The 12703-nt window shown below is 34.9% G+C and carries 10 protein-coding genes and 2 tRNA genes; 6 read left to right on the plus strand and 6 right to left on the minus strand.

The window, feature by feature from the left end; genetic code table 11:
• On the plus strand, positions 1-888 hold the full coding sequence (locus AST99_RS14275; RefSeq protein WP_057782813.1) for a transglutaminase family protein: 888 nt from the start codon (positions 1-3) through the stop codon (positions 886-888).
• A gap of 501 nt (positions 889-1389) precedes the next feature.
• Here AST99_RS14275 and AST99_RS14280 read toward each other — a convergent pair.
• The 6 genes from AST99_RS14280 to AST99_RS14305 form a co-directional block, all read right to left on the minus strand.
• Positions 1390-1463, minus strand: a tRNA-Asp gene (locus AST99_RS14280).
• Between the two features lie 300 nt (positions 1464-1763).
• Positions 1764-1837 (minus strand) — tRNA-Asp (locus tag AST99_RS14285).
• 81 nt (positions 1838-1918) lie between these two features.
• Positions 1919-2848, minus strand: a complete 930-nt coding sequence (locus AST99_RS14290) for a DUF58 domain-containing protein (protein WP_057782816.1) — start codon at positions 2846-2848, stop codon at positions 1919-1921.
• Positions 2849-2930: 82 nt separating this feature from the next.
• Positions 2931-3248, minus strand: a complete 318-nt coding sequence (trxA, locus tag AST99_RS14295; RefSeq protein ID WP_038532223.1) for a thioredoxin — start codon at positions 3246-3248, stop codon at positions 2931-2933.
• A gap of 131 nt (positions 3249-3379) precedes the next feature.
• Entirely contained in the window at positions 3380-7768 is a 4389-nt protein-coding gene (gene dnaE, locus AST99_RS14300) for a DNA polymerase III subunit alpha (protein ID WP_057782818.1), read from the minus strand.
• 135 nt (positions 7769-7903) lie between these two features.
• Complete coding sequence (locus tag AST99_RS14305) at positions 7904-8413, minus strand: DUF6252 domain-containing protein (RefSeq protein WP_057782819.1); 510 nt, start codon at positions 8411-8413, stop codon at positions 7904-7906.
• Between the two features lie 149 nt (positions 8414-8562).
• Here AST99_RS14305 and AST99_RS14310 point away from each other — a divergent pair, with 149 nt between their 5' ends.
• The 5 genes from AST99_RS14310 (at position 8563) to AST99_RS14330 (ending at position 12679) form a co-directional block, all read left to right on the plus strand.
• Positions 8563-9087, plus strand: coding sequence for a 30S ribosomal protein S16 (locus AST99_RS14310; RefSeq protein WP_057782821.1), 525 nt, complete (start codon positions 8563-8565; stop codon positions 9085-9087).
• Positions 9088-9152: 65 nt separating this feature from the next.
• Complete coding sequence (gene rimM, locus AST99_RS14315; protein ID WP_057782823.1) at positions 9153-9683, plus strand: ribosome maturation factor RimM; 531 nt, start codon at positions 9153-9155, stop codon at positions 9681-9683.
• Between the two features lie 67 nt (positions 9684-9750).
• Positions 9751-10464, plus strand: a complete 714-nt coding sequence (locus AST99_RS14320; protein WP_057782825.1) for a tRNA1(Val) (adenine(37)-N6)-methyltransferase — start codon at positions 9751-9753, stop codon at positions 10462-10464.
• A 97-nt stretch (positions 10465-10561) separates the two neighbouring features.
• Positions 10562-11740 (plus strand): acyl-CoA dehydrogenase family protein, encoded by a 1179-nt coding sequence (locus AST99_RS14325; RefSeq protein WP_057782827.1) that lies wholly within the window; start codon positions 10562-10564, stop codon positions 11738-11740.
• Between the two features lie 39 nt (positions 11741-11779).
• Entirely contained in the window at positions 11780-12679 is a 900-nt protein-coding gene (locus AST99_RS14330; RefSeq protein WP_057782829.1) for a metallophosphoesterase family protein, read from the plus strand.
• The last annotated feature ends 24 nt before the right edge of the window (positions 12680-12703 follow it).

Here is a 12703-nt window from a genome sequence, read left to right on the forward strand (position 1 = left end):
ATGGAATTTAAAGTCTCACATACAACGAGCTACGATTACGATAGCGGCGTAACTTTTTGCCATAACATTGCCACTTTAAAACCTAAAACAATGGTTGGGCAAACCCTTTTAGATTACGATTTAGAGATAAGCCCTAAACCTTCTGAAATCACTGAACGATTAGATTTTTTCGGCAATACAATTACACGATTTTCAATTCAACAACATCATAAAAAATTAAAGGTTACTGCTAAAAGCATTATTGAACGAAATTATAAGCTAGAACCTAATATAGAAGATTCGGAAACAGGTAAGACCATCACCTTAAATGAGGCGTTGTCTATTCTAAAGACTAACAACAAGGAATTTATAGATATCAAACAATTTATATTAGAATCTATTTTTATTGCTCAAATCTCTCCAGAGGTAAAAGCATATGCAGAGAAATCGTTTAAACCAAACAGACCTGTTTTTGAAGCAGCCTTTGAATTGATGCAGCGTATTTTTACAGAATTTAAATTCGACTCAGAGTTTAGTACCATTGCAACACCTATACAAGAAGTTATAAAAGCTAAAAAAGGCGTATGCCAAGATTTTGCCCAAATAGCCATTGCATGTGTGCGTTCAATGGGATTACCTGCGCGTTATGTTAGTGGTTATATTGAAACATTACCACCTCCAGGAAAGGAAAAACTAGTAGGTACAGATGCTTCCCACGCTTGGTTCTCAGTATACATTCCAAAATTTGGCTGGGTAGACTTTGATCCGACTAATAATCAGATTCCGAAAAACCAACACATCACCGTATCATGGGGACGAGATTACTACGATGTTCCACCATTAAAAGGCGTAGTATATAGTACTGGAAAAAATAAAATGAATGTTGCTGTAGATATTAGACCGGCATAACTATAAGTTCTCAATACATTAAATAAAAAAACGGAATTACAATTTAAGTTATAATTCCGTTTTTTTTGTGAATATATACGTAAAATTAGTTTACTTAAGCATAACATAAGCCTAGTGTAGTGATTTCATTTAATCTTCATCGTATTCATTTTTATACACTAAGATCTTTTACAGAAGCAAGTACTATGGTTTATAATTAACTTGTCTTCAACCTGACCATTAAATTCGTTATAAATAATCAGACATTATTTGCGGTAAAACATAATCACAGTACATTTAATTTTTATAATAAATAAACCATTAAAATAATGTTCTGAAGACGAGATAAGCAAAGAAACAGTCCGAAATAAAAAAAGCATCCCGATTTTCAAAGTATGAAAAAAGGAAAGCCTTTCATTGGTTTAACAACTTAAACCATAGATAAACACTAGGTTTATCTAACAACACAACTACTTTCTATTGCAAAAAAAAGCCCCAAATTAAGGAGCTTAATGCAATTTGCGGTCTGGACGGGACTCGAACCCGCGACCCCCTGCGTGACAGGCAGGTATTCTAACCAGCTGAACTACCAGACCGTTGCGTTATTGCGAGTGCAAATATACATCCCTTTTTTAATAACTGAACTATAATCTGCAATATTTTTTTATAATATTTCTCATTTAGAAATCGGTCTTTTTAAACCAACTAAGGCACACCGCTTTAAGACCAAAAGGGATTTAAAATAAAAAAGCATCCCGATTTTCAAAAACATGAAAAAAGGAAAGCCTTTCATTGGTTTAACAACTAAACCTTAGATAAACACTAGGCTTATCTAACAACACAACTACTTTCTATTGCAAAAAAAAGCCCCAAATTAAGGAGCTTAATGCAATTTGCGGTCTGGACGGGACTCGAACCCGCGACCCCCTGCGTGACAGGCAGGTATTCTAACCAGCTGAACTACCAGACCGTTGCGTTATTGCGAGTGCAAATATACAATGCTTTTTAAACTACACAAACTTTTTTTATGTTTTTTTTCAGTTATTTTAAATCACATAAATCCGGAACGTTCTAACATAAATGTAGTCAATATATTATCGAAATTTTTATTAATATCTGCTTCAACATATTTAATTTTATATTGCGCACATTTTAACTTTAGCGCTTCAAAATAATCTGCAATTTGTTGTTCGTAATTGGCTTTTATATTATCGGCATATACATTTATATAAGCTCCCGTTTCTACATCAACAAAACGTTTAGGTGTATTATCAAAATTAAAATGCTTCTCTTTATCGCCATCAAACACATGAAATAAAATAACATCGTGTTTATTATACTTTAAATGTCTTAAAGCTTCAAACAATTGATCGTCTTTAGCCGACTCCTGAAACATGTCGGTAAATAAAACAATTAAGGAGCGCTTGTGTAGCTTTTCTGCAATATGGTGCAAATAGGTATAGGTGTCTGTAGTTTTAGCTTTAGGTAGAGACTTAACCATGTATTCCAGTTCATTTAACAACATATGATGATGTCTATCACTCCCCTTCTCTGGCGCATAATAATCGTACGTATTACTATATACGCTTAAACCAACAGCATCGCGCTGTTTCTTTAGAATGTGCATGATAGAAGCCGAAGCTAATGCTGAGAACGCACTTTTATTTAACTGATTTAAATTGAAATTTTTATACTCTGGATAATGCATTGAACTACTATTATCAAGAATTAAATGACATCGCAAATTTGTCTCTTCGTCATAACATTTAGTATACAACTTATCTGTTTTTGCATACAATTTCCAATCTATATGCTTTGTACTTTCACCCTGATTATAAATTTTATGCTCTGCAAACTCTGCCGAAAATCCATGAAACGGACTTTTATGCATACCTGCAATAAAACCTTCTACCACTTGTTTAGCCAACAATTCCAGATTAACAAATCCGCCTACATGTTGTAATTCTTCTTTTAAATCCATGAATTGTTTTTAAGACCATCTAAAAATAAAAAAGGTTTGGCAATAAGCCAAACCTTTAATTACATGTTATATGTTTATGCTATTACAAAAGCTCATCGATAGCGTCTGTATAAGCTTTTTTAGGAGCAACACCTACTTGGCGACCAACAACTTCTCCGTTTTGGAATACCAAAACAGTAGGAATGTTACGTACACCATATTTTGAAGCAAAATCTTGATTTGCGTCAACATCTACTTTACCTACAACGGCTTTACCATCGTATTCTGTACTAATTTCATCAATAATAGGACCTACCATACGACAAGGACCACACCAAGCAGCCCAAAAATCTACAACTACAGGTTTGTCACTTTTTAATACAGTTTCCTCAAAATTTGCGTCTGTTATTTCTAATGCCATTATTTTTTATTTTAATAGTTCTACTTCTTATTATGCAAAATTAGTCAAAAATTCTGCCAATCCTTACATGCTGACTATTTGTTTTATTTATTGCCAAATTGTCTTTACTGATGCGTTTTAATAAAATTAACTTAATTAAGTTTATAAAACACCTCTTCCTGATCTAGTGCATGTAATAATTCTTGCGATATGGTTATTTTCTGTGTACGACTTACCATTGGTAATTTTACTTTATCTTCTTGATCGTACACCAAGAAATTTAATAATTTAGTGCCCACATGATCATCAAACAACTGCTTTAAATTAGTCACCTTAGTTTCGGTTAAGTTAGCTATGTTTAATTGAATAGACAACTTTTTAGCATATTGATCCATAACATCGTGTAACAACTGAAAGCTATTAAACTGAATTCTCGGGTCACTCTTCTTTCCTGTATCTTTATTTACCCAACCTTCTCGTACAAATGTTTTAACGTGTACAAAACTATTTACCACAAAAAAGTGTCTAAATTTTAAATAGTCTTCACCAAAAATTCTGAATTCAAAACTATCGTTATAATCATCAATAGTAAACAATGCCCATCCTTTCCCTTGTTTACTTACTCGGTGTTGCACATCGGTAATAACGCCTCCAAAAGTAAGTTCTGCATTAAGACAATTTTCTAAATTTCTAAACATACTTAAGTTGGCATTACAGAAACTTTTCATCTCCACTTTAAAATCGTCTAGCGGATGTCCAGAAATATAGATTCCAACAACTTCTTTCTCTCTGGCCAATTTTTCCATGGTTCCCCATTCTTCAGCTGGTGGCACTAAAGGTTCATCTATTTGCACATCACTGGCATCTCCAAACAAACTGACTTGAGCAGAATTTTCATTTTCTTGATGCTTATTTCCGTATTTAACAGCTTTTTCTAAAAACGTAATTCCATCACCTTCATCTTGGAAGTATTGTGCACGATGTGTGTCTGTAAAACAATCAAATCCTCCGGCTAATGCAAGGTTTTCAAATGCTTTTTTGTTGGCTGCACGCAAATCTATACGTTTTGCTAAATCGAAAATAGATTTATAATGTCCATCTTCTTCTCTATTTTTAACAATCGTCATTACAGCACCATGTCCAACACCTTTTACGGCTCCCATCCCGAAACGAACGGCATATTCATCATTAACAGAAAACTTATAAAACGATTCATTAACGTCTGGTCCAAGCACGCTTAACTTCATACGTTTACATTCTTCCATAAAGAAAGTAACCTGCTTAATATCGTTCATGTTATTCGATAAAACCGCAGCCATATATTCTGCAGGATAATGTGCTTTTAAATAGGCTGTTTGGTAAGCAATCCATGCATAACAAGTCGAGTGAGATTTGTTAAAGGCATAACTTGCAAAGGCTTCCCAGTCTTTCCAAATCTTTTCTAATTTCTTAGGGTCATGTCCTTTTTCGCTCGCTTGATTAATGAATTTAGGTTTCATTTTATCCAGTACAGCAATCTGTTTTTTCCCCATCGCCTTACGCAAAACATCGGCTTCACCTTTAGTAAAGTCGGCCAATTTTTGCGACAAGAGCATTACTTGCTCCTGGTAAACTGTAATTCCATACGTTTCTTTTAAATACTCTTCCATTGCTGGTAAATCGTATTCAATTTCTTCTTCACCGTGCTTTCTTCTAATAAAACTCGGTATATATTCCATTGGACCTGGTCTATACAAGGCATTCATGGCAATAAGGTCATCAAAAACAGTTGGCTTTAAAGACTGCATGTGTTTCTGCATTCCAGGAGATTCATATTGGAACACACCTACAGTTTCTCCGCGCTGGAACAACTCATAGGTTTTCACATCATCTAACGGGAAATTCTCTGGATCGAGATCTATATTGTGCTTTGCTTTTACAATCTTAACAGTGTCCTTAATAAGCGTTAATGTTTTTAACCCTAAAAAGTCCATTTTTAAAAGCCCTGCATCTTCCACCACCGAGTTATCAAACTGAGTGACATATAGATCGGAATCTTTTGCCAAAGACACTGGAACGAACTTGGTAATATCGTCTGGCGTAATAATCACACCACACGCATGAATACCAGTATTCCTAACAGAACCTTCTAAACGTCGTGCAAGGTTTAAAGTTTCTGCTTCTAAATTATTTCCATCGGCCAGACTAATAAGTTCATTAACCTTTTCTAAGTCTTCAGCTCTAAATTTTTCTTTTAATCCTTTTTCATCTAAACCAAAAATTTTGTTCAGTTTAGACATATTCGGAATTAACTTCGCAATTCTATCGGCTTCAAAAAGCGGTAAATCTAATACTCTCGCGGTGTCACGAATAGAAGATTTAGCAGCCATGGTACCGTAAGTAATAATTTGCGCAACCTGATTACTTCCATATTTCTCGATAACGTAATCCATAACACGACTTCGACCTTCATCATCAAAATCGATATCAATATCAGGCATACTTACACGATCAGGATTCAAGAAACGCTCAAAAAGTAAGTTGTACAACATTGGGTCGATGTTGGTAATCCAAAGGCAATATGCCACCACCGATCCAGCTGCAGATCCACGTCCTGGCCCTACAGAAACATCCATTTTTCTAGCGGCACGAATAAAATCTTCTACAATTAAGAAATACCCAGGATACCCTGTTTTCTCGATAACGGAGAGCTCAAAATCTAAACGCTCAATAACGTCTGGAGACAACTCTTCACCATAACGAATTTTAGCACCTTTATAAGTAATATGTCTTAAAAATGCATTTTCACCACGTTTTCCTCCATCGACATCATCTTCTGCATGCTGAAATTCTTCTGGAATATCGAACTTAGGTAATAATACATTTCTGGCTAATTCAAAAATCTCAATCTTATCTACAACCTCTTGGATGTTGGTAATCGCTTCTGGAATATCTTTAAAGAGGGACTTCATTTCGTCTGAAGTCTTAAAATAATATTCCTGATTTGGCATCCCATAACGGTAACCACGACCACGACCTATTGGTGTAGATTGCTTTTCTCCGTCGCGCACACAAAGTAAAATATCGTGTGCATTCGCATCGGTTTGGTCTACATAATACGTGTTATTTGTTGCAATTAATTTAACGTCATGCTTCTTGGCGAATTCTATTAAAACAGGATTTACACGATTTTCGTCTTCCTGATTGTGACGCATTAATTCTATATATAAATCATCGCCAAACTGCTCTTTCCACCACAACAAGGCTTCTTCTGCCTGATTCTCTCCTACATTAAGCACCTTACTTGGCACTTCACCATATAAATTTCCTGTTAAAACAATAAGGTCTTCCTTATAGTGTTCTATCAGTTTTTTATCAACTCTAGGCACATAATAAAATCCATCTGTAAAGGCTGCAGATGATAATTTTGCTAAATTATGATACCCATTTTTATTTTTTGCAATAATGACAATTTGATACCCATTGTCTTTTCTACTCTTATCTAAATGATCCTCGCAAACGAAAAACTCACACCCTAGAATAGGTTTCATTTCATTTAACTTAGGCTCTTTTCCTGCTGCAATATCTTCCTCATTCTTTGCTTTAACCCCTTTATTATGATTAATAACAGCACGTACAAAATGAAATGCCCCCATCATATTGGCATGATCTGTAAGCGCTACCCCAATCATATTTTGTTTTGCAGCTGCAGAAACCAAATTAGGAATACTTATGGTAGATTGTAAAACAGAGAATTGCGTATGATTATGTAAATGCGCAAAATTAACATCAGATAATTCTGAAATGTTTTGTTTAATCTCGGCTGCAGAAAGATCTGTAGCTTGCGCTTTTTGCAAACGCTCATTAATTTTAGCACTCGCCTTTTTTAAGTTGATGTGTTTTAAACCAATCAACTGAATTTCCTGAGGATTTGCTTTATTGAAACGCTCAAAATAGTCTTTCTCTACATCTAAAGCTTCAACAGTATATTGTTGTCTTCTTATTAATTCAAAGAAACATCGGGTTGTTGCTTCCACATCGGCAGTGGCATTATGCGCTTCACCAAAAGGTTTATTAAATAAAAACTGATGCAGTTCTGTTAATGTTGGCAATTTAAATCGTCCGCCTCGTCCACCAGGAATCTGACATAATTTTGCAGTAATTTCGGTACAGGTATCTAAAACAGGAAGTTCTTGCAAAGCATTGGCAACATCTTCTCTATGGAATTCTGCCCCCATAATATTAACATCGAAGCCCACATTCTGCCCAACAACAAATTTGGTTTTACTTAATGCAACATTAAATTTTTCTAAGACTTCACTCAGTGAAATTCCTTGTTCCGCAGCTAGTTCTGTAGAAATACCGTGAATTTTTTCTGCATCGTAAGGAATATTAAAGCCTTCTGGTTTTACCAAATAATCCTGATGTTCTATACAATTCCCAAGCTCATCATGCAATTGCCAAGCGATTTGTATACATCTTGGCCAGTTATCTGAATCGCTAATCGGAGCATCCCAACGCTTTGGTAAACCTGTTGTTTCGGTATCGAATATTAAATACATAAAATCTGTTGTGCTAAAAAAATAAGGAGGTTAAAATTAAGAATTATTATGGGTTATCCGACCACTGTTTACATTCTTTTATAAACAAAAAAAGCAACACTAAATGTTGCTTTATATAAACCGTTCTATTTGAATTTATTCGGTAACAAATGGCACTTCGTAAAACACACCTTCATTAAAATCTACTTTATTCTCTCCAGAATTGGTATAAGCCGTAAACCAAAACACACCACTTACATAGCCTTCAGTAGTATTAATATCGGTAACTTCTATGGCACCTTCAGAATAATATACCACACTCTCGTCTATATTTGGTGTACTTATATTATCTACCGCATTATATAATGTAGAATAAGTAACTCCAGTTTCATCTGTAAAAGTTCCCGTTGCTGTAGCGTCTTCATCCTCACCCACAACGCCTACTAAATAGGTGCCCGTTTTTAATTCTGGTAATTCCATGGTAATGGTAGCCTCGTTGCCCGTTGCAGTGATAATTAATGTGCCGGAATTAGAAACTTCTTGCGTTAATGTTGTCCATAATTCGCCATTTCTCTTTGCTTGTAGTGCTGGGTAATTAAACTCTAAATCTTCATCACATGAGGTAAACACTAAACCAACTAAAACTACAGCAAACCAGGTTTTCATAAATTAATTCTCTTTTTCGTTAGATATTCAAAAATAGGATAAAATTTGAATACCAATTCATATATAATAAGTTATTGGAAATTAAATTTTTATAGTATCTTTGCGCCTTATTAATAACCGAGGTCGAGAACCTCAAATAATTAATTATTATGCCTGTAAAAATTAGATTACAAAGACATGGTAAAAAAGGGAAACCTTTTTACTGGATCGTTGCAGCAGATGCAAGATCAAAAAGAGATGGTAAATACTTAGAAAAATTAGGTATCTACAATCCAAACACAAACCCTGCAACTATCGAATTAGATGTAAACGGTGCTGTAACATGGTTACAAAACGGTGCACAACCAACAGATACTGCAAAAGCAATTTTATCTTACAAAGGTGCTATGCTTAAAAATCACCTTGCTGGTGGTGTTAGAAAAGGTGCTTTAACTGAAGAGCAAGCTGAAGCTAAATTTAATGCTTGGGTTGAAGAAAAAACTGCAAAAGTATCATCTAAAGAAGATGGTTTAGCAAAAGCTGATGCTGATGCTAAAGCAAAAGCTTTAGAAGCTGAAAAAGCTGTAAATGATGCAAGAACTGCTGCTGCCGCTGAGGCTGAAGCAGAAGTAAAAGCTGCTGAAGAAGCTGCTAATGCTGAAACTGCAGAAGAAACTTCTAACGAAGAAGAATAAAAAATTAATTTTTTATACTTTTAAAACCTGACAATTATTTGTCAGGTTTTTTTATTTGAAATATTATGAAAAAAGAAGAATGTTTCTTTCTAGGAAAGATTGTAAAAAAATACAGTTTTAAAGGTGAACTACTAATAAAACTCGATACAGACGAACCTGAACTGTTTGAAGATATGGATTCAGTTTTTATAGATTTACGAAATAATTTAGTTCCGTTTTTTATTGAATCTTCGCAACTTCACAAATCGGAATTGTTACGTGTTAAATTTGAAGATGTAGATTCTGAAGCAGATGCCGATGCTTTAATGAAATCGGATTTATACTTACCGCTCGATTTTTTACCTGAGTTAGAAGGTAACAAATTCTATTTTCATGAAATTATAGGATTCACTGTCGAAGATCTTAATTTTGGAAAAGTAGGTATTATTAAAGCTATTAACGATTCTACCGCTCAGGCCCTTTTTGAAATAGATCGCGATGGTATTGAAATATTAATTCCGATGAATGATGAGTTTATTTCGAAAGTAGACAAGCCTAACAAAACCATTTTTGTAGAAACACCAGAAGGTTTAATTGATTTATATTTAGAGGAATAAATCTTATTATTTATAAAAAAGATGCTTCAGAAAGAAAACAACTGAAGCACACCATTCAAACTTTTATATGAGTAAGCCATTTAAATTCAAAGAATTCGAAATTCATCAAGATCGCTGTGCTATGAAAATTGGCACCGATGGCGTATTACTTGGGGCTTGGGCAAGTATAGACCATCATCCCTTTTCTATTTTAGACATCGGAGCGGGAACAGGTATTATCGCGTTAATGTTAGCACAACGTAGTTCGGCAGAACTCATTGATGCGATGGAAATTGACGATGATGCTTACGAACAATGCGTAGATAATTTTGAAAATGCTCCTTGGGGAGACCGCTTGTTCTGTTATCATGCTGCATTAGAAGAATTTGTTGATGAAATTGAAGATAAATACGATCTTATTATTTCAAATCCGCCATTTTATTCTGAAGATTATAAAACAGAAGATAAACAACGTGACTTAGCCCGTTTTGCAGACGCGCTTCCTTTTAATCATTTAATAGATAGTGCTTCTAAATTATTAGCAGATCATGGCGTATTTTGTTTAATTGTACCGTTTAAAGAAGAAAATCATATAATAGAACTAGCATCTAAAGTCAGCTTATTTCCGAATAAAATTTTACATGTAAGAGGCAACCCTGACTCTGACATAAAACGTAGTTTACTACAGTTTTCTTTAACTAGAACCGACCTTGAAATTAACGAGCTTATTATAGAAACGGAACGGCATCAATACACCGACGACTATATTAACTTGACCAAAGATTTCTATTTAAAGATGTAATGTTTTAATGGGTAATCGTTAAATTTGAGAGATTAGACTTAACATTATTCAACTAAAAGGCAAAAGCAGTTCGCTTTTATCTATAAACATAAGTTTTATGAAACCCGATCTATTTGAAGCCCCTGATTATTACAATTTAGACGATCTTTTAACTGAGGAACATAAATTAGTTCGAAATGCCGCTCGGTCTTGGGTTAAACGCGAAGTCTCTCCAATAATTGAAGATTACGCTCAAAAAGGAGCTTTTCCAAAACACATTATAGGCGGACTAGCAGATATAGGAGCATTTGGACCTTATATCCCAGAAGCATATGGAGGTGCCGGATTAGACCAAATATCGTACGGTTTAATCATGCAAGAAATAGAACGTGGCGATTCTGGAATTCGGAGTACCGCTTCTGTACAGTCATCTTTAGTGATGTATCCCATTTGGAAATACGGTACCGAAGCACAACGTAAAAAATATTTACCAAAATTAGCAAGTGGCGAATGGATGGGCTGCTTTGGTTTGACAGAGCCTGATTATGGTTCTAATCCGTCTGGAATGACTACACATTTTAAAGATATGGGCGATCATTATCTTTTAAACGGTGCAAAAATGTGGATTTCTAATGCACCTTTTGCTCAGATCGCAGTCGTTTGGGCTAAAGACGAAACTGGACGTATTCACGGATTAATTGTGGAACGTGGCATGGATGGTTTCTCGACTCCAGAAACACACAACAAATGGTCACTTCGTGCCTCGGCAACAGGAGAGCTTATCTTTAATAATGTAAAAATCCCTAAAGACCATATACTTCCAAATAAATCGGGATTAAGCGCACCACTTGGTTGTTTAGATTCTGCAAGATATGGCATTGCTTGGGGTGCTATTGGAGCTGCAATGGATTGTTACGACACCGCCTTACGTTACAGCAAAGAACGTATGCAGTTTGGAAAACCTATTGGACAGTTTCAGCTTCAGCAGAAAAAATTGGCTGAAATGATTACAGAAATTACGAAAGCTCAATTATTAACCTGGCGTTTAGGTGTATTAAAAAATGAGAACAAAGCGACTTCCGCACAAATTTCTATGGCCAAACGTAATAATGTAGAGATGGCAATTACCATAGCCAGAGAAGCAAGGCAAATACTTGGTGCTATGGGTATTTCTGGAGAATACAGTATTATGCGACACGCTATGAATTTGGAAAGTGTGATTACTTATGAAGGCACACACGATATTCACCTTTTAATTACGGGCTTAGATATTACAGGTTTTAATGCTTTTAAATAGAAATTAAAATACAACCTGTTTTTCATGTATATTTAAACTATGTTTTCATCTCAAAAAAGATTAGATCGCGCTTATAACAATGCTAAAGTTATAACATTCGACGATACGTCTAAATTTATTCTCTTTAGTGATTGTCATCGTGGTGACAATAGTATTGCAGATGATTTTGCACACAACAGAAACATATATTATCACGCATTACAACAATATTTTAAAAACGGATTTCATTATTGTGAACTAGGAGATGGTGATGAATTATGGGAAAACCTGACGTTTAAATCGATATTCGATGCTCATAAAAACGTATATATGGTTATGAAAGCGTTTTACGACGATAACCGTTTAGATTTAATTTGGGGAAATCACGATATGGTGTATCGCAAAGACAGTTACGTCAAGAAAAATTTAAGTACGTTTTTCGATCCAAAAACGGGGTTAAATATTCCTTTATTTACAGATATAACTTATCAGGAAGGACTTATTTTAAGGCATAAAGATACCGCACAAGAAGTGTTTTTAACACACGGGCATCAGGCCGATTGGTGGAATTACGAATGTTGGAAACTAAGCCGTTTTTTGGTTCAAGTATTATGGAAACCCCTAAATGTAATGGGCATATCTGATCCCACAAGTCCTGGGAAAAATTATACCGAATTAATCAGAATTGAACGCCGAATAAAGAAGTGGATTAAAAATAATAAGAACTTAATAACCATTGTTGGTCATACCCATAGGCCTCGATTTCCCGAACCCGGACATATTGCTTTTTTTAATGATGGTAGCTGTGTACATCCTCACAGTATTACCGGTATAGAAATAGAGCACGGAGAAATATCTCTTATTAAATGGGATACATCTACAACAGACGAAGGCTATTTTAGAATTGTACGAACCGTATTAGACGGCCCAAAGAAATTGATTGATTATAAGACATCCTAGAGATTATCTTTTTAACGTATTCAC

The organism is Formosa algae (assembly GCF_001439665.1).
GTDB lineage: Bacteria > Bacteroidota > Bacteroidia > Flavobacteriales > Flavobacteriaceae > Formosa > Formosa algae.

What these genes read in the sequence shown, in the direction of transcription:
- AST99_RS14275 (WP_057782813.1), top strand. Translation starts at nt 1, where the DNA reads ATGGAATTTAAAGTCTCACATACAACGAGCTACGATTACGATAGCGGC.
- AST99_RS14290 (WP_057782816.1), bottom strand. Translation starts at nt 2,848, where the DNA reads ATGGATTTAAAAGAAGAATTACAACATGTAGGCGGATTTGTTAATCTG.
- trxA (WP_038532223.1), bottom strand. Translation starts at nt 3,248, where the DNA reads ATGGCATTAGAAATAACAGACGCAAATTTTGAGGAAACTGTATTAAAA.
- dnaE (WP_057782818.1), bottom strand. Translation starts at nt 7,768, where the DNA reads ATGTATTTAATATTCGATACCGAAACAACAGGTTTACCAAAGCGTTGG.
- AST99_RS14305 (WP_057782819.1), bottom strand. Translation starts at nt 8,413, where the DNA reads ATGAAAACCTGGTTTGCTGTAGTTTTAGTTGGTTTAGTGTTTACCTCA.
- AST99_RS14310 (WP_057782821.1), top strand. Translation starts at nt 8,563, where the DNA reads ATGCCTGTAAAAATTAGATTACAAAGACATGGTAAAAAAGGGAAACCT.
- rimM (WP_057782823.1), top strand. Translation starts at nt 9,153, where the DNA reads ATGAAAAAAGAAGAATGTTTCTTTCTAGGAAAGATTGTAAAAAAATAC.
- AST99_RS14320 (WP_057782825.1), top strand. Translation starts at nt 9,751, where the DNA reads ATGAGTAAGCCATTTAAATTCAAAGAATTCGAAATTCATCAAGATCGC.
- AST99_RS14325 (WP_057782827.1), top strand. Translation starts at nt 10,562, where the DNA reads ATGAAACCCGATCTATTTGAAGCCCCTGATTATTACAATTTAGACGAT.
- AST99_RS14330 (WP_057782829.1), top strand. Translation starts at nt 11,780, where the DNA reads ATGTTTTCATCTCAAAAAAGATTAGATCGCGCTTATAACAATGCTAAA.